Below are 22,690 nucleotides of genomic sequence, written 5' to 3'. Positions count from 1 at the left end.
TCTTTTTTTCAGCGGCGCCGGGCGGGTTTTTCAACACCCATCCGGCACCGCACTCAGTGGGTGGTCATCACCGAAATCTTGCTGATGCCGGAGCGTTCGATCGATGCCATGGCCTTGGCCACCTGGCCGTAATTGACGGCGGCGTCGGCCTGCAACTGCACGCGCACGTCGGCGTCTTTGGCCTTGACCTCCCTGAGGCTGGCCTCAAGGGATTCCGGGGCCAGTTCGGTCTTGGCCAGATAGAACTTGCCATCCTGATCGACGCTGACCACCACCGGGTCTTTCTTTTCGGCAGGGGCGACGGCGTCGGTTTTCGGCAGGTTGACCTTGATCGCGTTGGTCATCAGCGGCGCGGTGACAATGAACACCACTAGCAGCACGAGCATCACGTCGACCAGCGGCGTGACGTTCATTTCGCTGAGCACTTCATCGCTGTCTTGAGTGGAAAACGACATCAGCTGGCCTCCCGCACGGCGGTGGTGCTTTTGCTGGCAATGGCCTGGCGGCTGATGGAAAAGGCACTGCGCGAGGCGAGGGCGTCGAAGTCGTGGGCGAAGTCGTCCATGTCCGCTGAGGCCAGTTTCAGCCGACGCAGGAAGAAGTTGTAGATCAGCACCGCCGGCACCGCGACGGCGATGCCCACGCCAGTGGCGATCAGCGCGTGGCCGATAGGCCCGGCGACCGCCTCAAGGCTGGCCGAGCCGGTTTCGCCGATGCTTTGCAGGGCTTCCATGATTCCCCACACGGTGCCGAACAAACCAATGAACGGCGCGGTGCTGCCGATACTGGCGAGGATCGCCTGGCCGTTTTCCAGCGAGCGACGTTCCTTCTGGATCTGCTGGCGCAGGTTGCGTTCCAAGCGATCGGAACGGTTGATGGTGTGCGCCAGTTGCTGCGTGGTACGCGGCGAATCTTCCACCAGCAGGGCTTCAAAACCGCTGCTGGCGATGCGCGCCAGCGAGCCCGGATACTGGCTGGCGTGTTCGGCGGCGGTGAGCAGGTCCGGCGCGCTCCAGAAGGCTTTGGCGAACTGTTTGTTCTGCGCTTTCTGGCGCAGGTACTGGGCCGACTTGACCAGCAGGATCGCCCAACTGACCACGGAAAACAGCACCAGACCCCAGAGCACACCGGGGACAATCATCGAAGACAGTGAATCGTTCATGGCTACACCTCGCTTGCGTTAATCAGTAATGAGTCGGTTGCGCCGTCATTGCGGCAATTTGAAATCGATGGTCTGGGTGGCGAAGCCGTCGATCGGCGTGTCACCGCGCTTGGCCGGAATGAACTTCCAGTTCTTCACCGCCGCGACGGCCGCCTCATCCAGTTGCGCCTTGCCGCTGGACTTGGTCACCGTCACCGCACCGGCACGGCCGTTGGCCAGCACCTGAATGCGCAGCACCACGCTGCCTTCCCAGTTGCGGCGCAGCGCCAGCGACGGGTATTCCGGCGGCGGGTTGCCAAGGCTGGCCAGGCCGGAAATCGCCGCCGACTCCTTGACCGGAGCGGGCGCAGCAGGTGGTGCCGGTGGTGCGCTCGGTGTCGTCGGCGCCGCAGGTGCGGCAGGTTGCGCCGGGGCTGGCGGCGCTTTCGGTGGCTCGACTTTCTTCACCGGTTTGGGTTTCTCGACCGGTTTTGGTTTTTCGATTGGCTTGGGCTTCTCCACCGGTTTGGGCGGCGGCTTGACCGCGTCCTCGTCTTCCACAGGCTGCTCGGGTTCCGGCGGCGGTGGAGGCGGGGGCGGCGGTGGTGGTTCCGGTGTCGGTGGGGCCGGAGGCGTCGGGCTGGTCAGCTCGACGGTCATTTCCGGAATTTCCGGCGGCGTCGGCAGTGGCTCCGGCCGCGCCTGATGGAAGAACCACCACGCGCCGCCGTGTATCAGCGCCGACACGGCGATCAGCAAGAGCAACTGTGGTTTGTTCAACCCGCCGGGTCGTGACGTGTTGGCTGTAAACGCCGGCCTGCCCGTTGCCGGCGGGACCGGCGCTTGCCGCAACGGCCCCGGCAGGGGCTTGTGCTTTACCGCATCGTTCATTAAAGCTCCCTCGGGTCAGATGAAGGGCAATAAGGTGCCGTCCGAACATATGGCTGATGTTCGAGTGAGTGGGTGCAACTTTCTTCAAGGTGTACGCGAGCCGATAGTTGGACTATCTGTTTAAACGGCCTCGAACAAACTTAATGGCTTAGTAGCATCTATATCGATTGTTCATTATCCATTCCGTGGCTTGTTGTTGTGCGGAGACGTGAGCTGTCTCAGGTTTGTTACAGTTTGCAACAGGTGTGCCAGATGTTGCTGAAACGGGTTGAACGCATATCTTCGGTGTTACTGATGTCGCATTTATATAAGTTTCAGTTTCGCCCACTGTTTATTCGGCGCGAAGCGGTCCTCAAGTCCTCGCAGAAGGGCTTTTTCCAGAGCGAGTCAGAGGGAACGCTGTATCACGCCGATCGGCGGGATAGAGCGGCTGCTCGGTGATCAGGCTTAGCACCTATCGGTGCGTAGCGAATCGATTTGGTGCAGGTCAGTCATTCAGCGGCTCACGGGACAAGTTCCTTATTTTGATTCTGGAGTATTGGTAACTGCATCACATTTGGGCGTGCGCTTTTGGTGCAGCTTCAATGACGGGTAGTCATTGTTCGACAATCTTGTTGTTGTGCCTTTTATTAATTGCCGTATTTAAAAAATAAATAACACTCGGCGCCCGGCGATCGCTCAATCGCCAAGCACGCAAAGTGTGGGTTTCAGGTAATAAAGGAGAAACGCGCCAGGCTGAATAGGTTCGGCTGAACTTGGGGCTGGATTTGCGAGTGAGTCGGGTATGTCGTACGGCGGAGCATTTGAAGATTCACGGGTGAACTCCTTGTTGCCAGCTCGGACAGGCGAACTTTTGGTTCGCTGTCGCACCTTACAAGAACGCGGATAGCGTTCGATGAATGCTCTTGGTGCGGGATGGGCACCGCCAGCGCTGATTGGCGAAGGTTGATTTCGCAAGTCGGCAGTGCATGGGAAAAACGTGCCAATCACGACACATTTGCAGAATTTTCTACATCAGGCCAGCCAGCCATCTACCCTGTGCAAAGGCCTTATCGGGGGAACGGACATGTACCAGCTCTACGGGCACAAGAATTCCGGCGCGGCTGCCATCGAGGCGGCACTGGAGTTGTGCCAGATCGCCTATCGCTTCATTGATACCGAAGCCAGCGCCGAGGCCGACGAGGCGCTGGGCAAACTCAATCCGCTGAAACAGATACCGACCCTGCAACTGCCGGACGGCAGCGCCATGACTGAAAGCGCGGCGATCCTGATTCACCTGGGCCTGACGTTTCCCAAATCCGGCCTGCTGCCGAGCAAGGCTGCCGATCGTGATCAGGCGATTCGCGGTCTCGCCTACATCGTCAGCAATTGCTACGCAGCGGTCGGCATCATCGATTACCCCGAGCGCTGGTTGATCACGCCTGATGAGAGCGCACGGCAAAACCTGATCGCCGGCACCCGCCAGCGCCTGCACTTCAGTTGGGAGGTGTTTGCCGATCAGTTTTCCGGGGAGCTGTATCTGGATGATGAAACGCCCGGCGCACTGGATGTGCTGGCGGCCGTGGTGAGCCGCTGGGCCGGCAGCCGCGAACACCTGCGCCAGACCCGCCCGGGCTTTTATGCGTGGCTGCAAAGGATCGACCGGCACCCGGTGCTGGCACCGGTGTTTGAGCGGCACTGGCCGGCCTGACAGGCGCGATCATTCCCACGCTCTGCGTGGGAATGCCTCAACGGACGCTCCGCGTTCGGCTTTAGAGGGACGCGGAGCGTCCCGGGCGCATTCCCACGCAGAGCGTGGGAACGATCATCACTGACCTGGCGCATTTGCGAGCAGGCTCGCTCCCACAAGGGGATCACGGCGGTGGGCTCAGTCGCCGCGAATGTACTGCTCCAGCTGTTTGATCAGCTCGGCCTGTTCGGCAATCGCTTCCTTCACCAGATCGCCGATCGACAACAGGCCGATCAACTTGCCGTCCTCGACCACCGGCAAGTGGCGCAGGCGTTTGTCCGACATGATGCCAAGGCAGGTGTCGACGGTTTGTCGGGTATCCACGGTGATCACGTCCTTGACCATGATGTCGCGTACTGGCGTGCCCACCGAAGAGCGCCCGTGCAGTACCAGTTTGCGTGCATAGTCACGCTCGCTGATGATGCCGACCACTTTGTCGTCTTCGACCACCAGCAAGGCGCCGACGTTTTTCTCGGCCATCTTCATCAGCGCTTCGAGCACCATGTGATCGGGTTTGATCTGGTGCACTTCCTGATTTTTCTGATCTTTGAGCTTGAGCAGTTGGGCGACGGTCTTCATGGCGGTTACTCAGGTGTTGTCGTTGTTCATCAAGCATCGTAGACGCAGCTGCGCAGAGCAAGGTGGCAAAGCGGCAGTTAGCGTGCAAAAAACGCCATTTGCCGGAAAAAACTTCTTTGTATCGGTAAATGAAGCGTCTGTGGCTAGGGGATTTATCTGTAACAAGGGGGGGATTATCTGTGGCAGAGGATTTATCTGTGGCGATGGGATTTATCTGTGGTGATGGGATTTATCTGTGGTGATGGGATTTATCTGTGGCGAGGGGATTTATCCCCGCTGGCCGCGAAGCGGCCCCGCTTTTAATGAAAGGGCCTGCTGCGCAGGCCAAAGGGGATAAACCCCCTAGCCACAAATGCCGCGTAGAATGCCGGTCAGTTCCAGTTTTCGAGGTCGCAGTGGTGGATTTACAGCAGGGCTTCGTCCTGACCCGGCATTGGCGCGATACGCCGGCCGGCACCGAAGTCGAGTTCTGGCTGGCGACCGACGCCGGGCCGCGCCGTGTGCGTCTGGCGCATCAGCCATCGGTGGCGTTTATTCCCGCCGCCCAGCGGGAAGCGGCCGAACGGCTGTTGCACGATGAAAAGAATGTGGAACTGCGACCGTTGGCGCTGCTGGATTTTCAGCATCGTCCGGTGCTCGGTCTGTATTGCCAGCAGCACGGCCAGTTGATGCGCCTCGAAACCGCGCTCAACCGCGCCGGCATCGATGTTTTTGAAGCCGACGTGCGCCCACCGGAACGCTATCTGATGGAGCGCTTCATCACCGCGCCGGTGCTGTTCGGCGGCACGCCTGATACTGACGGCGTGCTGATCAACGCCCAACTGAAACCCGACCCCAATTACCGGCCGAAACTGCGTCTGGTCTCGCTCGACATCGAGACCACCGAAAACGGCGAGCTGTATTCCATCGCGCTGGAAGGCTGTGGCGAGCGCCAGGTGTACATGCTCGGCGCGCCGAATGGCGATGCCAGTATTGTCGATTTCGACCTCGAATACTGCGATTCGCGCACGCTCATTCTCAAGAAGCTCAACGACTGGTTCGCCCGCCACGACCCCGACGCGATCATTGGCTGGAACGTCGTGCAGTTCGATTTGCGCATCCTTCACGAACACGCGCGGCGTCTCGGCGTGCCGCTGAAGATCGGTCGTGGCGGCGAAGAAATGCAGTGGCGCGAGCACGGCAGCCGCAATCACTACTTCGCCTCGGCAGCGGGGCGGCTGATCATCGATGGCATCGAGTCGTTGCGTTCGGCGACCTGGAGTTTTCCTTCGTTCAGCCTGGAAAACGTCGCGCAGACCCTGCTCGGCGAAGGCAAGGCGATCAACAACCCATACCAGCGCATGGACGAGATCAACCGCATGTTCGCCGAGGACAAGCCTGCTCTGGCCAAATACAACCTCAAGGACTGCGAACTGGTCACGCGGATCTTCGCCAAGACCGAACTGCTGACGTTCCTGCTTGAGCGCGCCAGCGTTACCGGTTTGCCGGCCGACCGCAGCGGCGGTTCGGTCGCCGCGTTCACCCATTTGTACATGCCGTTGATGCACCGCCAGGGCTTCGTTGCACCCAATCTGGGCACCAATCCACCCCAGGCCAGCCCCGGCGGTTTCGTTATGGATTCACGGCCGGGTCTGTACGAGTCGGTGTTGGTCCTCGATTACAAAAGCCTCTACCCGTCGATCATTCGCACCTTTCTGATCGACCCGGTGGGCTTGATCGAGGGCCTGCAACACCCGGACGACGCTGACTCGGTAGCGGGTTTTCGTGGCGCACGCTTCTCGCGCACCCGCCATTGTCTGCCGTCCATCGTGGCGCGAGTGGCCGAAGGGCGCGAAACCGCCAAGCGCGAGCACAACGCGCCGCTGTCCCAAGCGCTGAAGATCATCATGAACGCCTTCTACGGCGTGCTCGGCTCCAGCGGTTGCCGTTTTTTCGATACCCGGCTCGCCTCGTCGATCACTTTGCGCGGCCACGAAATCATGCTGCGCACCCGCCAGTTGATCGAAGAACAGGGCCACGCGGTCATTTACGGCGACACCGATTCAACCTTCGTCTGGCTGCGCAGTCTGCACGGCCAGGAAGAAGCAGCGCAGATCGGCCATGCGCTGGTCAAGCACGTCAACGATTGGTGGCGCGCGCATGTGCGCGAGGAATACGGGCTGGAAAGCGCGCTGGAATTGCAGTTCGAGATTCACTACAAGCGCTTTCTGATGCCGACGATTCGCGGCGCCGAGGAGGGCAGCAAGAAGCGCTACGCCGGCCTCGTTACCCGCGCCGATGGCAGCGAAGAAATGGTCTACAAGGGCCTGGAGACCGTGCGCACCGACTGGTCGCTGCTGGCCCGGCAATTTCAGCAGGAGCTGTATGAGCGGATTTTCCAGCGCAAGCCGTATCAGGATTACGTGCGCGACTACGTGCGCAAGACGCTCGCTGGCGAGTTCGACGATCGGCTGATCTACCGCAAACGCCTGCGCCGCACCCTCGACGATTACGAACGCAACGTGCCGCCGCACGTCCGCGCGGCGCGGCTGGCCGACGACTACAACGCCGAGCAGGGGCGGCCCCGGCAATATCAGAACGGCGGCTGGATCAGCTACGTCATCACCCTGGCCGGCCCGGAGCCGCTGGAGGTACGCCGCGCCGCCATCGACTACGACCACTACATCACTCGGCAGCTGCAACCGGTGGCGGATGCGATTCTGCCGTTTGTCGACGACGACTTCTCAACCCTGATCGGTGGGCAACTGGGCCTGTTTTGAGTCGAGCAATTGCAGCGTCCATTCATCGAGAATGCCGTGGAAGTAGCGCTCCAGTGCCTGATGGAACAGGCTGTCCTCGGCGCTGAACTGGGCGAACAAAGTCATCGAAGAATGAAATTTCAGGTCATCGGGATGGCCGAAAATGTCTGCAATCGAGCGCTGCGGCACATTCAGCACCAGTTGCGTGCAAGTGCGCAGCCGCGCCCCGAGCAGCTCGTGGGCCAGATAGGCCTGGGCTTCCTCGGCTGAACCAATGGCAAAGCGCCGGGCCATCTCGCTGCCGCCCAATCCGGCGAACTGCGGGAAGACGAACCACATCCAGTGGCTGCGCTTGCGGCCCGTCTCGAGTTCACGCTGGACCCGTTCGAACACCGGGTCCTGAGCCTGGACAAAACGTTGCAGGTTGTACGGGTCGTGCAGATCTGTGCTTCTCATGGCGAAGCCCTCGCAGTCGGCAGCTCAGACCATGGCCAGTCGCTGCTTGCGTTGTGGCGCCGGAAACACCTTGTCCAGCGCCGCCAGATCCCCGGCGTCCAGTTGCAACTGCGCCGCCTCGGCATTGAGTTGCACATGCTCCGGGCGCACAGCCTTGGGAATCGCAATCACGCCGTCCTGACGCAGGAGCCACGCCAGCGAAACCTGCGCTGGAGTGGCGTTGTGACGGCTGGCAATGTCTTGCAGAACCGGCTCGGCGAGCATCGCGCCGCCCTGGCCGATCGGGCAGTAAGCCATCAACGGCAGGCGCTGATGCTGGCACCACGGGAGCAGATCGAATTCGATGCCGCGCTCCTCGAGGTTGTACAGCACCTGATTGGTGGCGCAGGCCGAGCTGGACAGTTCATCGAGGTCATCGACATCGAAATTCGACACGCCCCAACGGCCGATCTTGCCGTCCTCGCGCAGGCGTTCGAAGGCTTCGACGGTTTCCTCCAGCGGATACTGACCGCGCCAGTGCAGCAGATACAGATCGATGTAGTCGGTACCGAGCCGACGCAAACTGCGCTCGCAGGCTTGCGGGATGCCCTGGAGGCTGGCGTTGTGCGGGTAGACCTTGCTGACCAGAAAGACTTGATCGCGCAGACCGGCGATGGCTTCGCCGACCACCGTTTCGGCACCGCCCTCGGCGTACATCTCGGCGGTGTCGATCAGGCTCATGCCGAGCTCGATGCCGGTGCGCAGCGCCGCCACTTCACGGCTGTGCGCCGAACGATCCTCGCCCATGCGCCAGGTGCCCTGACCAATCACGGGAACCTGCACGCCGGCCAATTCAAGAGTACGCATCCAAACCTCCTGCCTTAAAGAGTCGATATCTTTAGTGGGCAGCAGGATAGAGCAAGGGTTCCCGGAAGGAAGGAGGAGTCAAGGATGAAACCGGTCAATCGTGGCGAGGGGATTTATCCCCGCTGGGCTGCGAAGCAGCCCCAAAAACCTGCAATAGAACGCTGTCTGATACAGCGCGTGTTGCAGGATCAGGGCTGCTTCGCATCCCAACGGGGATGAATCCCCTCGCCACAGGGGGAGCATGGCAGGTTACTTGGTGGAGAACTTCAGGATCACGCTGTGGGCGTAAGTCTGCCCCGGATCAAGCCGCGTGCTCGGGAAGTCTGGCTGGTTCGGCGAATCCGGGTAGTGCTGGGTCTCGAGGGTGAACGCGCCCCAGTGTGGATAGACCTTGCAGCCCTTGCCCTTGACCGTGCCGTCGAGGAAGTTGCTGGTGTAGAACTGCACGCCCGGCTCGCTGGTGAACAGTTGCAGGACCCGTCCGGATTGCGGATCGCTGACTTCGGTGGCGAGCTTGCTGACATCGCCCTTGGTGTCCAGCGCCCAGTTGAAATCGAAGCCGCCCTGTTTCGGCTCGGCGAATTTCAGCTGCGGATGATCAGCCTTGATGTGCGTGCCGATTGCCGTCGGTTTGCTGAAGTCCATCGGCGTGCCGGCGACAGCCGCCAGCTCCCCGGTCGGGATCAGTTTGGCGGTGACTGGCGTGTAATGGCTGGAGTTGATCATGGCGACTTGCTTGAGAATATCGCCATTACCGGCGCCGGCCAGGTTGAAGTAGCTATGGTTGGTCAGGTTGAGCACGGTCGGCTTGTCGGTGCTGGCCTTGTAGTCGATGCGCAGCTCGTTGTTGTCGGTCAGGCGATAGGTGACTTCGGTGGTCAGATTGCCCGGGAAGCCCATCTCGCCGTCTGCCGACAGGTAGGTCAGGGTTACGCCCACCGAATCCTTGTCCTTGGTTTCTTTGGCCTTCCAGACTTTCTTGTCGAAACCTTCGGGGCCGCCGTGCAGGGCGTTGGATTTGTCGTTCTGCGGCACTTGATAGCGCTTGCCATCGAGTTCGAAAGCACCTTCGGCCAAACGGTTGCCGAAGCGGCCGATGGTCGCGCCGAAGTACGCGGTGCCTTTCTGATAGCCCTGCACATCGTCAAAACCCAAGACGATGTCGTCGAACTTGCCGTGCTTGTCGGCGACTTTCAGCGCTTGCAGGGTCGCGCCGTAGGTGATCACGGTGGCCTGCATGCCGTGGCTGTTGCGCAGGATGTATTGTTCGACGGGCGTGCCGTCATTGGTTTTGCCGAAGGCTTTGTGTTCGGCGGTCAGGCCCGCCGCGTTGGCGGAAAGGGTAGCGATCATCAGGGACAGTCCGAGGCCGGAGAGCAGGTGACGGGATTGAAGCATGGTTGACCTTCCTTTTTGTTGTTGTTTTCGTATTGACCGTAGGAGCTGCCGAAGGCTGCGATCTTTTGATCTTCATCTTGATCTTGATTTTTAGAAGCAAGATCAAAAGATCGCAGCCTTCGGCAGCTCCTACATGTCACTAGTCATGCTATTTGAGTCGAGAAAGAAGATTTATAGCGGATTTACCGCTGTTGGCAAATATAAAGTCCGACTAATTGATATGGCGAAAAGCACCGAAGGTCGGCTCACCGCCCGGGCACCGCACTTTTTCGTAATCGGCGGCTCTATGCATGGCCAGGATGCGGTGACTCCCGCCGCACAGGAATGTGCCTGTCCGAGATTTCATGCCGAGTGTTTTTGCCCTGATCACCGTCGCTCACCGCCGCCCGTGCCTGCTGCTGGCCTGCCTGTTGTCGCTGTTGCTCAGCGGCTGCAGCCACCAGAACGGCAATGGATTTTTCAATCAGATACGAGAAGGGCAGCCGCAGGAATTTCTCCAGACCAGCGTCGACCGTATGGCCACCCTGGCGATGCGCGATAACCTCGACAGTCTCTATCGATTGATGGGCAAGCTTTACTTGCGCAACCCGGAAGAACTGCGCAAATCCGGTTTCCTCACCGTCAACGCCGCCGTGAAACAGGTGCGTCTCGCTGTCGAGCAACAGCAGCCGTTGCCCGTGCTGGGCGGACGCAAGGATCTGGCGGCACTGAGCTATGCGATGAGTCCGGAATTCCTCGGCGACCGCGTCGGCGCCTTCATCTATGCAATCGGTAGCATGCTGGTTACCGCCCACGGCAATCGCACCGAGTTCTACATGACCGACGCGATCAACCCGACGTTCGTGCACAACGCCGCGCGCAACATCGAAAAAGCCATGTGGATTTTGTCGCAACGGCAGAACAAGGAAGGCCAGCCGTTGCTGTTCTCCAACGAAATCTCGGAGGAGGGCAGCAACCTCAGCTTCGCCACCGAATTCAGCAAAATCGTCGCGCGCCTGGACCTGCTCACGCAGATGCTCGATGAGCGCTATCGCAGGATCGGCCTGAATTATGCGCAGAGTCTGTTGTTTCTGAATTTCCTGCCGGTGCAGTGAACCCGGCAGGTTTTCTGTAGCGCCAGGGGCCACTGTGGGAGCGAGCCTGCTCGCGAATGCGTTGCGTCATTCAACTCATCGGTCGGCTGACACCCCCTTCGCGAGCAGGCTCGCTCCCACAGGGAACTGCAGTAAATTCGATATGGCATAACCATAGACCGCATCGATATATGTGGTTATAAGAAAAATCGCTATGCTGCGGGCCAGATTTTCCTGTCGTTTTCTGGACGTTTGAATGGAATTGGCAAATTTCGGCCTGGTGATTGCCGGGCTGGTGGTGGGGTTTATCGTCGGCATGACCGGTGTCGGCGGTGGTTCGTTGATGACGCCGATCCTGCTGTGGTTCGGCATCAACCCGGCGACGGCAGTGGGTACGGACCTGCTGTACGCCGCGATCACCAAATCCAGCGGCGTCCTCGTTCACAAAAAAAACAAGAACATCGACTGGGCGATCACCGGCTGGCTGACCCTCGGCAGCGTGCCAGCCGTGGCCATGACCCTGTGGTTCCTCAGCACCCTGCACACCGCGCCGGACGCGATGAACGCCATCATCAAGCAGGCGCTCGGCTTCGTCCTCTTCGCCACCGCCCTGGCGATTTTCTTCAAGAAACGCTTGCTCGAATTTGCCCACAAACGCGCCGGCGGCAACTACAACCCGAGCGGTTCGCGGCTTAACGTGATGACGGTGATCACCGGTCTGATCCTCGGCACCATGGTCGCCCTGACCTCGATCGGTGCCGGCGCACTGGGCACCGTCGCCTTGTTCATCCTCTACCCACTGCTGCCAACCCGGCGCCTGGTCGGCACCGAAATCGCCCACGCCGTACCACTGACCCTCGTCGCCGGCCTCGGCCACGCAAGCATGGGCAACATGGACTGGGGCGTGCTGGGCTTCCTGCTGATGGGCTCGCTGCCCGGCATCTGGCTCGGCAGCCACCTGACCGGACGCATCTCCGACGAAGTCCTGCGCCCGTGCCTGGCGACGATGCTGGTGTTGATTGGTTACAAGTTGGCGTTCTGAGTCAGCCTGGAGAAAACACTTCCTGTGCAGCGGCCGTAGGGATGTGCCGATGATCGCTTACGTCATGTTGCGCAAAGTTCTCCCTGACCTAAGCTTCTGACAGGGCAATGCCTTTTTGCCAGACGCCGCCGGAACAATCGCCACGATGCGCAATCAGTAGTGCGTGGATATCAAAAGGAGATGCGCATGCTCATCAGGTCCCTGACCCTGACCCTCTTGCTGGCAATCGCCGGCCCCCTGTTAGCCGCCGACAGCGATTCACCCCTGGCCGGGGACGTGGGCCGCGCCCGTCCGCTGATCGTGATTGCGCAAAGCACCGTTGATCCGGTGTGGCTGAGCCTGAAAAAGTCACTGGAAGACCCGGCCAACAAAAAGGGCGTCACCGACCGCAACATCAAGGTCTACACCATCCTCAGCATGTCCGGCCAGCTCGACGGCAAGGACATGGGCCAGCAGGACACCATGGCCCTGCTGCGTTCGCTGAAGCTCGGCGCGGGGGCTTATCCAAAAGTGTTCCTGGTTGGCAAGGACGGCGAAACCAAGCTCTCCGCCTCGGGTGATGAAGCCAAGGCATTGAGCCTGGCAAAAATCTTCGAAACCATCGACGCCATGCCCATGGCCGAAAAAGAAGCCGCCGCTGCGGCCGCCGCCGCACAAACACCTGCCGCCACCGAGCCGGAACCGGCCAAAGGCGCGAAGGGCAGCAAACCGGCGAAACCGAGCAAACCGCCGCAGATGCCGGATGATTGATTGCGCGTTGCGTGAGTGAAGCAAAATCCCTGTGGGAGCTGGTAGACCAGCTCCCACATTTTTTTGTGAAGTGCACAGTTCAAATGTGGCAGCAAGCCTGCTCGCGATAGCGGTTTTTCAGGCGCTGAAAGGTGACTGATCGAGCGCATTCGCGAGCAGGCTCGCTCCCACAAGTCATCTTCTGATCGAAAGTTGTTGCAGCCTGCGACACCTCCAACGTTAACCGAGTGAAAACCCGATCCTGTAGGAGCCGCAGAAGGCTCGGGCTGCGATCTTTTGCTCTTAATCCGCCAACGCCGCGAAAACCGTGTGCGCAATCTTCACCCGTTCGACGTTCGGGTAATTCTTGTTGGCCAGAATCACGATGCCCATGTCCCGCGACGGCACGAACGCTACATACGCACCAAAGCCGCGCGTAGAACCGCTTTTGTTGAACAGCACATTGGCCGGCTCAGCTTGCGGTGGGGTCAGCCACTCGACTTTGTGAGGTTCCATGGCCATGGGGGTCGAGTTGCCGTTTTGCAGTTTTTCCAGGCTGATCGGGTAGGCGTAGCGTTCCCAGCCCAGGCCTTGGGTCATGTCGCCGACGCGGTAATAACCGACGTGGGTGTTGGCGATGGCTTGGTGCAGATCAGGCGCAAGGCTGGCCGGTTTCAGTTGTGCCTGGACGTAACGCAGCAGGTCGGCGGCGCTGGTTTTGATGCCGTAGGCCTCGGCGTCAAGGGCGCCGGGGCTGACGCGCACGGGTTGGTCGGCGCTGTCGTAGCCTTGGGCGTAAAGCTTCGACTGCGCTGGCGGCACGCTGAGGAAGGTGTGCTGCAAACCGAGTTTCGGCAGCAGGGATTGGGTCATTGCCTGCTCGAACGGCTGACCGAGGCTTTTCGCCGTCAGGTAGCCGAACAGGCCCAGGCTCGGGTTGGAATACAGGCGATGGCTGCCGACGGGAAATTGCGGTTTCCACTGCTGGTAATAGCCGAGCATCTTGTCGGAAGAATCCGCCTCGGCAGGAAATTGCAACGGCAGACCGCCAGCACTGTAGGTGCCCAGTTGCAGCACGCTGATGTTGTCGAAGGCGCTGCCCTTGAGCTCCGGCCAGAGCTGGCTGGCCTTGCTCGACAGGTCAAGCTTGCCGGTGGCCTGGGCGTAACCGGCGAGGGTGGCGGTGAAGGTTTTGCTCACCGAGCCGACTTCGAACAGGGTGTTTTCGCTGACCTTTTGCCCGGTGTCTTTGGCAGCGACTCCGTAATTAAAGTAATGCGCCTGGCCATTCAGCGTGATCGCCACGGTCAGCCCGGGGATGTTGTTTTGTTGCATCACTGGGGTGACGGCTTGGCTGACCAGTGCCTGCAATTGCCCATCGGTCGGCGTCGCGGCATGGCAGGTAACGCTGCCGAAGAACAGTGCGAAAGCGCTGTGGGAAAAGACCTTGCTCGGGTTGAAGGAACACATGAGTGAATCACTCTCCATGAGTGTCGTTTGTTGTATCCCGCTACACTGCGGGTGATTTTTTCATCGGGCGGCTGATCAGCGCGGTTAATTTAGGCACTTTGCCGACCTTCGACAAACGATGAAAACTCGCACGAAGCCTTAGAAAAATTTGGGACAACCCATGATTCGACCGCAACTGCCGCTCAACGCTCTGCGCGCGTTTGAAGCTTCGGCACGCCACCTGAGCTTCACCCGCGCCGCCGTCGAACTGTGCGTAACGCAGGCAGCGGTCAGCCATCAGGTCAAAAGCCTGGAAGCGCAGCTCAACCTGACCCTGTTCAAACGCCTGCCCCGTGGGCTGATGCTGACCAGTGAAGGCGAAACCTTGCTGCCGGTGCTCAGCACCTCATTCGACCACATTGCGCAGATGCTTGAGCGTCTGGCCGGTGGGCAGTATCGCGACATGTTGACGGTCGGCGCAGTGGGCACGTTTGCGGTGGGCTGGCTGTTGCCGAGGCTGGCGGACTTTCGGGCGAAATATCCGCTGATCGATTTACGCCTGTCGACCCACAACAACCGGGTCGATGTGGCGGCGGAAGGGCTGGATTACGCGATTCGGTTCGGCGCTGGCGCCTGGCATGGCATTGAGGCGACACGCTTGCTCGATGCGCCGTTGTCGGTGTTATGCGTGCCGGAGATTGCCCGGCAACTGCACGCGCCGGCGGACCTGTTGCAGCAGACCTTGCTGCGTTCCTATCGCACTGATGAATGGCCGCAGTGGTTTCAGGCGGCGGGCCTGGCGACCCAGGCCGCGCCACCGCAAAGCATCGTCTTCGACTCTTCACTGGCGATGATGGAAACGGCGTTGCAGGGCGGCGGCGTGGCGTTGGCGCCGCCACTGATGTTCGCCCGGCAACTGGCGGCTGATGCGATTTGCCAGCCGTTCGCGATCGAGATCACCACCGGCAGTTACTGGCTGACGCGGTTGCAGTCGCGAGCGGAAACGGCGGCGATGAACGCGTTCAAGGCGTGGTTACTGCAAGTTTCTGCCTGACACAAACCCCCCTTGTGGGAGCGAGCCTGCTCGCGAAAGCGGTGCATCAGCGACAGCACTATCGACTGACCTGACGCCTTCGCGAGCAGGCTCGCTCCCACAATTGAAATCAGCGGCGCCTGCTGGATCACCGCACCAGACACGGCCGTTTGTTATCGAATTTCCACCCCGGAATCAGGAACTGCATCGCCACGCTGTCATCCCGCGCGCCGAGGCCCATGCCTTTGTACAGTTCGTGGGCCTTGGCCACTTGATCCATGTCCAGTTCCACGCCCAGTCCCGGTTTCTGCGGCACTTGCACGCAGCCGTCGACAATTTGCAGCGGTGCCTTGGTCAGACGCTGGCCGTCCTGCCAGATCCAATGGGTGTCGATGGCCGTGATGTCGCCCGGTGCCGCAGCGGCGACATGGGTAAACATCGCCAGAGAGATATCGAAGTGGTTGTTGGAATGCGAACCCCAAGTCAGGCCCCATTCGTGGCACATCTGCGCGACGCGCACCGAACCCTGCATGGTCCAGAAGTGCGGGTCGGCCAGCGGGATGTCCACTGACTGCAACTGAATCGCGTGGCCCATTTCACGCCAATCGGTGGCGATCATGTTGGTCGCGGTTTTCAGCCCGGTGGCGCGGCGGAATTCGGCCATGACTTCGCGCCCGGAATAACCGTTTTCCGCGCCGCAAGGGTCTTCGGCGTAGGCGAGCACTTGGTGCTGATCGCGGCACAGACGAATTGCTTCTTTCAGCGACCAGGCGCCGTTCGGATCGAGGGTGATCCGCGCGTCGGGGAAACGCTCGGCCAGTGCCGTGACCGCTTCGATTTCGGCATCGCCGCTGAGCACGCCGCCCTTGAGTTTGAAATCCTTGAAGCCGTATTTGGCATGCGCCGCCTCCGCCAGACGCACGACCGCTTCGGCGGTCATGGCTTTCTCGTGGCGCACGCGGAACCAGTCGTTGTCGGCGTCCGGTTCGCTGCGGTAGGCGAGATCGGTTTCGTGTTGATCGCCAACGTAGAACAGATAACCGAGCATCTTCACTTCGTCGCGTTGCTGACCTTCACCGAGCAGCGCCGCCACCGGCACGTCCAGATGTTGGCCGAGCAGGTCGAGGAGGGCGGCTTCCAGGCCGGTGACCGCGTGAATGGTGATGCGCAGGTCGAACGTCTGCAGACCACGGCCGCCGGCATCGCGGTCTGCGAAGGTCTGGCGCACCTGGTTGAGGATCTTCTGGTAGGTGCCGATGGGGCTGCCGACCACCAGATTGCGCGCGTCCTCCAGGGTCTGGCGAATGCGCTCGCCACCGGGCACTTCGCCGACGCCGGTGTGGCCGGCGTTGTCCTTGAGGATGACGATGTTGCGGGTGAAAAACGGCCCGTGGGCGCCGCTCAGGTTGAGCAGCATGCCGTCGTGACCGGCCACCGGAATCACTTGCATGTCGGTGATGATCGGAGCTTTGGCGGTGTCGTGAGTAGTCATTATTGTTTTCCTTGTCGAGACGAAGTCAGGCGTGTTTCGGCGCGGCGTCGGCCACAGCCTTTTCAGCAGCGGGTTTCGGCGTGGTGCGCGCGGCGAAGACGATGATTGCGGCGATGATCGAGGTCGCGGCCAGACCATAGAGGCCGCCCTGAATCGAGCCGGTGTGCTGTTCCAGCAGGCCGAAGGTGGTTGGCGCGACGAAGCCGCCGAGGTTGCCCACCGAGTTGATCAGCGCGATCACTGCCGCCGCGATGCGTGCATCCAGATAAGCCTGGGGAATCGGCCAGAACAGCGACGAGGCGGATTTGAAACCCAGCGCCGCAAAGCAGATCGCGACGAAGGCAAAGATCGGCCCGCCAGTGGTGGACATGAACATCCCCGCTGCGGCGATCAACAGGGCAGTGGCGACCCACGCTTGCTGATGTTTCCACTTCGCCGACAGCGAGGCGAAGGCGTACATGCCGACGATCGACAGCAACCATGGAATCGAGTTGAACAGGCCGACCTGCACGTCGCTGAGTTCGCCCATCTTCTTGATGATGCTCGGCAGCCAGAAAGTCGCCGCGTAAATGGTCAACTGAATGAAGAAGTAGATCAGGCAGAACAGAATGATCTGCCGGTCCTTGAGCAGTTTGCCCAGCGAAGGCCGGATCGGCGTCGCGGCTTCACGGGCCTTTTGCTCGTCGTCGATGGCGCTGACCAGCGCATCCTGTTCGGCGCGGCTCAGCCATTTGGCGTCGTGGGGTTTGGCATCCAGCCAGAACCAGACAAACACGCACAGGCACACCGAGAACATCCCCTCGATGAAGTACATCCACTGCCAGCCGTGCATGCCCAACCCATTGATCTGCAGGAGCAGACCGGACAGCGGGCCGGAGATCAGCGAGGCCACGGCAGAGCCGCTGAGGAAGATCGCGATCGCCTTGCCGCGCTCGACGCCGGGCAGCCAACGGGTGAAGTAATAAATCACCCCGGGAAAGAACCCGGCCTCGGCGACACCGAGCAGGAAACGCAGAATATAGAAGTGGGTTTCGTTCTGGATGAAGGCCATGCAGGCCGCGACTATGCCCCAAGTGAACATGATGCGGGTCAGCCAGATGCGTGCGCCGACTTTCTGCAAAAGCATGTTGGACGGCACTTCGAACAGCGCGTAGCCGATGAAAAACAGCCCGGCGCCGAAGCCATAGGCGGCAGCACCAATGCCCAGATCGGTTTCCATGTGGGTGCGGACGAAGCCGATGTTCACCCGGTCAATGTAATTGACGATGAACATGATCACGAAGAGCGGCAGGACGTGGCGTTTGACTTTGGAGATGGCTGAGGCGAGCGTCGGGTCGACGCTGTCCTGCATCCCGGAGATGGAGGTTTTCACTGATGTTTCTCCCACTGATTATTTTTATGCGGGTAGGGCTGGGTGCTGCGTTGTTGCTAGACATCATACAACTGTAATTTTTTGTCCTACAAGTGGGGAGGGCGATCAAATTCTTCTGATTGTTCGGTTTTTTATGCGAAAACAGGATTTAAGCTCGTATTTATTGATTGTTGCGCCAGTCGAGCGGAGCGCCTTTTTGAGATATGAATGGTGATGCGTGATGGCTGGCTATTGAAAATATTCGACGTAATTGAGTGTTGTCATACAAGTAGATGGCCTATCGACCGCTAAAATCCATCTCAACCGTCATCCCGCAGTGCTACGATCGGCAAGCCCCGATCACCGGAACCGATCATGCAAGAAGACCTCGACGCGCCCGCGCGCAAACGCACGCACAACCTCGCTCATGACCTGGTGGAAAAGCTCACCCAGAGCATCCTGCTCGGACAACTGTCGCCCGGTGACAAGCTGCCTTCGGAGAACTCCATCGTTCAGGAGCACGGCGTCAGCCGCACGGTGGTGCGCGAGGCGATTTCCAAGTTGCAGGCCTCGGGGCTGGTGGAGACGCGCCATGGCATCGGCACTTTCGTGATCGAGCGTGCAGCGGAGCAGGGCCTGCGCCTGAACGTCGATACGGCGCTCGGCGTGCGCAGCATTCTCGAATTGCGCATGGGCCTGGAGACGCAAGCGGCGGCGCTGGCGGCGCAGCGGCGCAGTGAGCAGCAGGTCCAGCAGATGCGTCAGGCGCTGGATGACTATCAACGGCTGCTGGCCAACAACGACAGCTGCGTGGAGGCCGATCGGCGTTTCCATCTGCTGATCGCCGAGGCCACCGGTAATGCTTGTTTTAGCGAAATCATGCAGCACCTGGGCAGTGCGATGATCCCGCGCAATCGCCTGAATGCTGCCGAGCGTGGCGCGGCGGATCTGAGCAAGCTCGGCCACTTGGCCAATCTGGAACACGAGGCGATTCTGAACGCGATCAAACGTCAGGACGCCGATGCCGCCCGTGCCGCGATGTGGCTGCACCTGACCAACAGTCGTGATCGCTTTATCGCCCAAGGCTGATGCCGCTGGTCTGATCTATCGCACGCCGTCAACGGTCGCGCTTCCAAACAATACGCCCCGGATAATCCGGGCCAGTATTGTGAGGTGCAGCATGGCTGATGACTCGCTTGTTCCCGGTGGCATGGCGCCCACCGAGCAGACCCGCCCCGTATCCGGCACTGACGAGCCGACCCTGAGCGATCACGACGCCCCGCCGGGCATGGACCCTGGCCGCGACCCATTGAGCGATGCCGACCGGCCGGATGACTGGAAGGATCCGCCGGATGACGACAATGTACCGTCGGCAGACGAGCCGACGCCGTTGTCGGATGATTTGCGCTGAGGTCTGGATTATTCATTGAGTGGGCCGGCCTCTTCGCGAGCAGGCTCGCTCCCACAGTGGATGACACAAACTCCCTGTGGGAGCGAGCCTGCTCGCGAAGACGGCATCGGCTTCGCAGCAAATTACGGCCATGCTGCGAGTGCCAGACAAGATCGCCAGTCAACCAACACGCAAATCCCGCATCAACAACCCAAAGCGCAAATCCACCGCGTCCGGAATCGGCACGTACACCGTATGCCCGTCCCCCGGCGCCACTTCGATCGCTTGGCCGCTGACACTCTGCAATTCATGCAGATCAAAATGGAAATTGCCCTTGGGCGTCATCAGTTCCAGATGATCGCCCACGGCAAAACGATTCTTCACTTTCACTTCGGCCAGGCGATCCCGGCGCTCGCCGGTCAGCTCGCCAACGAACTGCTGCCGCTCCGACACCGAACTGCCGTGTTGATAATTCTGATATTCGTCGTGCACATGTCGGCGCAGAAAACCTTCGGTGTAGCCGCGCTGGGCCAGCGATTCCAGATCCAGCATCAGGCTGCGATCGAACTCGCGCCCGGCCACGGCATCATCGATCGCCCGGCGATATACCTGGGTGGTGCGTGCGCAGTAGAAATGCGATTTGGTCCGGCCTTCGATTTTCAAGGAGTGCACGCCCATGCGCGTCAGCCGTTCGACATGCTGCACCGCGCGCAGGTCCTTGGCGTTCATGATGTAGGTGCCGTGTTCGTCTTCGAAAGCCGGCATCAATTCGTCGGGGCGGTTGGCTTCCTGGAGCAGGAAGACTTGATCGGTCGGTGCGCCGAGACCCAGCGTCGGCTCGGGTTCAAAGGTCTGGACGATCTCGCCGAGCTGGTTTTCCGTCGCTTCTTGCGCCGTGTACTTCCAGCGGCAGGCGTTGGTGCAGGTGCCCTGATTGGCATCGCGCTTGTTCATGTAACCGGAAAGCAGGCAGCGCCCGGAATAGGCCATGCACAGCGCGCCGTGCACGAACACCTCCAGCTCCATGCCCGGCACCTGCTCGCGGATTTCACCGATTTCTTCGAGGGACAGTTCGCGCGACAGAATGATCCGGCTCAGCCCCTGTTGCTGCCAGAACTCGACGCTCGCCCAATTCACCGTGTTGGCCTGCACCGACAGGTGAATCGGCATCTGCGGAAAATGCCGGCGCACCAGCATGATCAGGCCGGGGTCGGACATGATCAGCGCATCCGGGGCCATCTCGATCACCGGCGCCAGATCCTTGAGAAACGTCTTCAGCTTGGCGTTGTGCGGGGCGATGTTGACCACGACGTAGAAACGCTTGCCCTGCGCCTGCGCCTCACGGATGCCCAGCGCCAGGTTGGCATGATCGAACTCGTTGTTGCGCACCCGCAGGCTGTAGCGCGGCTGGCCAGCGTAGACCGCATCGGCGCCGTAGGCGAAGGCGTAGCGCATGTTTTTCAGGGTGCCGGCGGGGGCGAGAAGCTCGGGGGCGATGAGAGTCTGCATTTGGATGTCGGTCGCAAAAGCCGCGCAGGGTAGGGCAGCTGTTGCGAGGGTTCATTGATCTGGATCTATGCTCCATGAATAAACATGGCACTCGCGCGCTCGGCGGCTGACTAAGTGGGGCGGGCGTGCGTGACGCCTGACTGACATGGACCGGATATGAACGAAAAGAGTCTGCAATTCAAATCCCTGACAGTGCTACTGGTGCTGGTCACGGTGGCCTTTATCTGGATTCTGCTGCCGTTCTACGGCGCGGTATTCTGGGCTGTCATCCTCGGCATTCTGTTTGCACCGGTACAGCGCAGGTTGCAGCAGAAGTTCGGCTGGCAACGCAACGTGACGTCGCTGTGCACCTTGAGCCTGTGCCTGGTGGTCGCGATTCTGCCGGTGATCATCGTCAGCATCCTGCTGGTGCAGGAAGGCGCGACTGTCTACAAGAACATCGAAAGTGGCGAGCTGGACATCGCTGCGTATCTGGCGCAGTTCAAGCACAGCCTGCCGCCTTACTTTCAGCACTTGCTCGACCGCTTTGGCATGGGCGAACTCGACAGCCTGCGCGAGAAGATCGTCAAAGCGGCGATGCAGGGCAGCCAGGCGCTGGCGACTCAGGCGTTCAGTTTCGGTCAGGGCACGTTCGAATTCGTGGTGAGCTTTTTCATCATGCTCTATCTGCTGTTTTTCTTTCTGCGTGACGGCCCCGAGCTGGCGCGCAAGATGCGCACTGCTGTGCCGCTGGAAGAAAACCACAAGCGCCGCCTGCAACTGAAGTTCAACCGCGTGGTGCGTGCCACGGTCAAGGGCAACGTGGTCGTGGCCGTGACCCAGGGCGCGCTGGGCGGGCTGATTTTCTGGTTTCTCGACATTCCCAGCGCATTGCTCTGGGCGGTGCTGATGGCGTTTCTGTCGCTGTTGCCAGCGGTGGGCGCGGGGATTGTCTGGGCGCCGGTGGCGGTGTACTTCCTGCTCAGCGGCATGATCTGGCAGGGCGTGGTGCTGGGCTTGTTCGGCGTATTCGTGATCGGCCTGGTCGACAACGTGCTGCGCCCGATTCTGGTGGGCAAAGATACGAAAATGCCCGATTACCTGATTCTGGTCTCGACCCTCGGCGGCCTCGCGGTCTTCGGCCTCAATGGCTTTGTGATCGGGCCGCTGATTGCCGCATTGTTCCTGTCGAGCTGGGCGCTGTTCGTCGAGACCAAGCCCAAGGTGCAACTGCCTTAAGCATGAAACGTGCTGCTGGCGACCTGTTGCGACAAGGCCTGCGCCGCTGGTAACGAGGTGAGCGGGCCGCTGATCGGCTCGCCATCGCGCACCAGATACCAGCAAGCGAGCAAACCGGATGCACGCAGCGAAGCGGGAACTGCGCTGCCGATCACCGACATGATTTGAACCTGTGCCATGGGAAAACCTCCATCAAACTGATGGGGCTACCTTAGGGATTTGCCGGCACGACGGACAATCAACGCTTTCGATAGTGGTCATTGATGCCAGTGAGGTCTGGCGTCATTCGACCACTTGATCGAGCATGTGCATGACTTCGCGCTCATTGAGCAGGCCCTTGTGCACGAGGTTTTCGGCGAGCAGGGACAGCAGCTTGGCGCAGCGATGGCCTTCCAGGTGCTTGAGCTCGGTGAGCGCGCTGTACACCTTGTTCGAGGTGCACAGACCGACGATGCGGTGCGGGTTTTGTGTGGGCATACAGTCGTCCTTGTTGTTATCGATCTGTTGTTTACGGACGGATTCAGATTGCGGTTCCGTCATGACAAAGCGGTGACCGTTTGATGAAAAAAATCACTACGGTCGATTCCATCATGCCGACTTTAGCTGCTCAAACTGTTCTCACAGCG

Annotated in this window: 22 protein-coding genes; 9 read left to right on the top strand and 13 right to left on the bottom strand. The window is 60.3% G+C overall.

Going from position 1 to position 22,690, the window contains the following annotated elements; all coding sequences use genetic code 11:
- Positions 1 to 53: 53 nt before the first annotated feature.
- Genes AB4N85_RS12285 through AB4N85_RS12275 form a run of 3 tightly spaced genes read right to left on the bottom strand, consistent with a single transcriptional unit; the run spans position 54 to position 2,032 of the window.
- Positions 54 to 455 carry an ExbD/TolR family protein gene (locus AB4N85_RS12285; RefSeq protein WP_073471362.1) on the bottom strand — a complete coding sequence of 134 codons (402 nt, stop codon included), beginning with the start codon at positions 453 to 455 and terminating at the stop codon, positions 54 to 56.
- Positions 455 to 1,162, bottom strand: a complete 708-nt coding sequence (locus AB4N85_RS12280) for a MotA/TolQ/ExbB proton channel family protein (RefSeq protein ID WP_041477200.1) — start codon at positions 1,160 to 1,162, stop codon at positions 455 to 457. Before AB4N85_RS12280 ends, AB4N85_RS12285 begins: the two co-directional genes overlap by 1 nt.
- Before the next feature lie 45 nt (positions 1,163 to 1,207).
- Positions 1,208 to 2,032, bottom strand: coding sequence for an energy transducer TonB (locus tag AB4N85_RS12275; protein WP_252867907.1), 825 nt, complete (start codon positions 2,030 to 2,032; stop codon positions 1,208 to 1,210).
- A 1,066-nt stretch (positions 2,033 to 3,098) separates the two neighbouring features.
- Between AB4N85_RS12275 and AB4N85_RS12270 the strand changes: the two genes are divergently transcribed.
- Positions 3,099 to 3,722, top strand: a complete 624-nt coding sequence (locus AB4N85_RS12270) for a glutathione S-transferase N-terminal domain-containing protein (RefSeq protein ID WP_041477196.1) — start codon at positions 3,099 to 3,101, stop codon at positions 3,720 to 3,722.
- 177 nt (positions 3,723 to 3,899) lie between these two features.
- Here AB4N85_RS12270 and AB4N85_RS12265 read toward each other — a convergent pair whose 3' ends face one another.
- Positions 3,900 to 4,340, bottom strand: coding sequence for a CBS domain-containing protein (locus AB4N85_RS12265; RefSeq protein ID WP_056788691.1), 441 nt, complete (start codon positions 4,338 to 4,340; stop codon positions 3,900 to 3,902).
- Positions 4,341 to 4,738: 398 nt separating this feature from the next.
- Between AB4N85_RS12265 and AB4N85_RS12260 the strand changes: the two genes are divergently transcribed.
- Positions 4,739 to 7,099 carry a DNA polymerase II gene (locus AB4N85_RS12260; protein WP_460068200.1) on the top strand — a complete coding sequence of 787 codons (2,361 nt, stop codon included), beginning with the start codon at positions 4,739 to 4,741 and terminating at the stop codon, positions 7,097 to 7,099.
- Here the strand turns inward: AB4N85_RS12260 and AB4N85_RS12255 are convergent.
- From AB4N85_RS12255 to AB4N85_RS12245, 3 genes are all read right to left on the bottom strand, one after another.
- Positions 7,064 to 7,534, bottom strand: coding sequence for a DUF1810 domain-containing protein (locus AB4N85_RS12255; protein ID WP_056788700.1), 471 nt, complete (start codon positions 7,532 to 7,534; stop codon positions 7,064 to 7,066). The two genes, AB4N85_RS12260 and AB4N85_RS12255, sit on opposite strands and share 36 nt — an antisense overlap.
- A gap of 24 nt (positions 7,535 to 7,558) precedes the next feature.
- Complete coding sequence (locus AB4N85_RS12250) at positions 7,559 to 8,380, bottom strand: aldo/keto reductase (RefSeq protein WP_460068198.1); 822 nt, start codon at positions 8,378 to 8,380, stop codon at positions 7,559 to 7,561.
- 249 nt (positions 8,381 to 8,629) lie between these two features.
- The gene (locus tag AB4N85_RS12245) at positions 8,630 to 9,778 is read right to left on the bottom strand and encodes an aldose epimerase family protein (RefSeq protein ID WP_460068196.1); all 1,149 of its coding nucleotides are present in this window, start codon (positions 9,776 to 9,778) and stop codon (positions 8,630 to 8,632) included.
- Between the two features lie 344 nt (positions 9,779 to 10,122).
- On the opposite strand from AB4N85_RS12245, the gene AB4N85_RS12240 reads away from it, so the two are divergent.
- From AB4N85_RS12240 to AB4N85_RS12230, 3 genes are all read left to right on the top strand, one after another.
- Positions 10,123 to 10,872 carry a hypothetical protein gene (locus AB4N85_RS12240; RefSeq protein WP_056788708.1) on the top strand — a complete coding sequence of 250 codons (750 nt, stop codon included), beginning with the start codon at positions 10,123 to 10,125 and terminating at the stop codon, positions 10,870 to 10,872.
- A gap of 235 nt (positions 10,873 to 11,107) precedes the next feature.
- A complete protein-coding gene (locus AB4N85_RS12235; protein ID WP_041477188.1) occupies positions 11,108 to 11,893 on the top strand; it encodes a sulfite exporter TauE/SafE family protein in 786 nt (261 codons plus the stop codon).
- 186 nt (positions 11,894 to 12,079) lie between these two features.
- The gene (locus AB4N85_RS12230; protein ID WP_460068193.1) at positions 12,080 to 12,643 is read left to right on the top strand and encodes a DUF4174 domain-containing protein; all 564 of its coding nucleotides are present in this window, start codon (positions 12,080 to 12,082) and stop codon (positions 12,641 to 12,643) included.
- Between the two features lie 282 nt (positions 12,644 to 12,925).
- Here the strand turns inward: AB4N85_RS12230 and ampC are convergent, their stop codons facing one another.
- The gene (ampC, locus tag AB4N85_RS12225) at positions 12,926 to 14,092 is read right to left on the bottom strand and encodes a class C beta-lactamase (RefSeq protein ID WP_460068191.1); all 1,167 of its coding nucleotides are present in this window, start codon (positions 14,090 to 14,092) and stop codon (positions 12,926 to 12,928) included.
- A gap of 160 nt (positions 14,093 to 14,252) precedes the next feature.
- On the opposite strand from ampC, the gene AB4N85_RS12220 reads away from it, so the two are divergent.
- Complete coding sequence (locus tag AB4N85_RS12220) at positions 14,253 to 15,125, top strand: LysR family transcriptional regulator (RefSeq protein ID WP_056788727.1); 873 nt, start codon at positions 14,253 to 14,255, stop codon at positions 15,123 to 15,125.
- 127 nt (positions 15,126 to 15,252) lie between these two features.
- On the opposite strand, the gene gudD is transcribed toward AB4N85_RS12220, so the two are convergent.
- Positions 15,253 to 16,596, bottom strand: a complete 1,344-nt coding sequence (gene gudD, locus AB4N85_RS12215; protein ID WP_310217041.1) for a glucarate dehydratase — start codon at positions 16,594 to 16,596, stop codon at positions 15,253 to 15,255.
- Between the two features lie 25 nt (positions 16,597 to 16,621).
- Positions 16,622 to 17,968 carry an MFS transporter gene (locus tag AB4N85_RS12210; RefSeq protein WP_024013478.1) on the bottom strand — a complete coding sequence of 449 codons (1,347 nt, stop codon included), beginning with the start codon at positions 17,966 to 17,968 and terminating at the stop codon, positions 16,622 to 16,624.
- 354 nt (positions 17,969 to 18,322) lie between these two features.
- Here AB4N85_RS12210 and AB4N85_RS12205 point away from each other — a divergent pair, with 354 nt between their 5' ends.
- Together AB4N85_RS12205 and AB4N85_RS12200 are read left to right on the top strand one after the other, a co-directional pair.
- Positions 18,323 to 19,036 carry a FadR/GntR family transcriptional regulator gene (locus AB4N85_RS12205; RefSeq protein ID WP_016775357.1) on the top strand — a complete coding sequence of 238 codons (714 nt, stop codon included), beginning with the start codon at positions 18,323 to 18,325 and terminating at the stop codon, positions 19,034 to 19,036.
- A 91-nt stretch (positions 19,037 to 19,127) separates the two neighbouring features.
- Positions 19,128 to 19,358, top strand: coding sequence for a hypothetical protein (locus AB4N85_RS12200; RefSeq protein WP_095182117.1), 231 nt, complete (start codon positions 19,128 to 19,130; stop codon positions 19,356 to 19,358).
- 159 nt (positions 19,359 to 19,517) lie between these two features.
- Here the strand turns inward: AB4N85_RS12200 and trhP are convergent, their stop codons facing one another.
- Entirely contained in the window at positions 19,518 to 20,846 is a 1,329-nt protein-coding gene (gene trhP / locus AB4N85_RS12195; protein WP_252867898.1) for a prephenate-dependent tRNA uridine(34) hydroxylase TrhP, read from the bottom strand.
- A gap of 156 nt (positions 20,847 to 21,002) precedes the next feature.
- Between trhP and AB4N85_RS12190 the strand changes: the two genes are divergently transcribed.
- Positions 21,003 to 22,064 carry an AI-2E family transporter gene (locus tag AB4N85_RS12190; RefSeq protein WP_041477173.1) on the top strand — a complete coding sequence of 354 codons (1,062 nt, stop codon included), beginning with the start codon at positions 21,003 to 21,005 and terminating at the stop codon, positions 22,062 to 22,064.
- On the opposite strand, the gene AB4N85_RS12185 is transcribed toward AB4N85_RS12190, so the two are convergent.
- Both AB4N85_RS12185 and AB4N85_RS12180 read right to left on the bottom strand, forming a co-directional pair.
- Positions 22,061 to 22,243 carry a hypothetical protein gene (locus tag AB4N85_RS12185; RefSeq protein ID WP_041477171.1) on the bottom strand — a complete coding sequence of 61 codons (183 nt, stop codon included), beginning with the start codon at positions 22,241 to 22,243 and terminating at the stop codon, positions 22,061 to 22,063. The genes AB4N85_RS12190 and AB4N85_RS12185 overlap by 4 nt on opposite strands.
- 103 nt (positions 22,244 to 22,346) lie before the next feature.
- Entirely contained in the window at positions 22,347 to 22,541 is a 195-nt protein-coding gene (locus AB4N85_RS12180) for a hypothetical protein (RefSeq protein ID WP_056789862.1), read from the bottom strand.
- Between the last annotated feature and the right edge of the window lie 149 nt (positions 22,542 to 22,690).

This window comes from Pseudomonas sp. H1_G08 (assembly GCF_054681355.1).
Note: the sequence above shows the minus strand (reverse complement) of the source record. Positions and strands in the feature narration are given on the sequence as shown.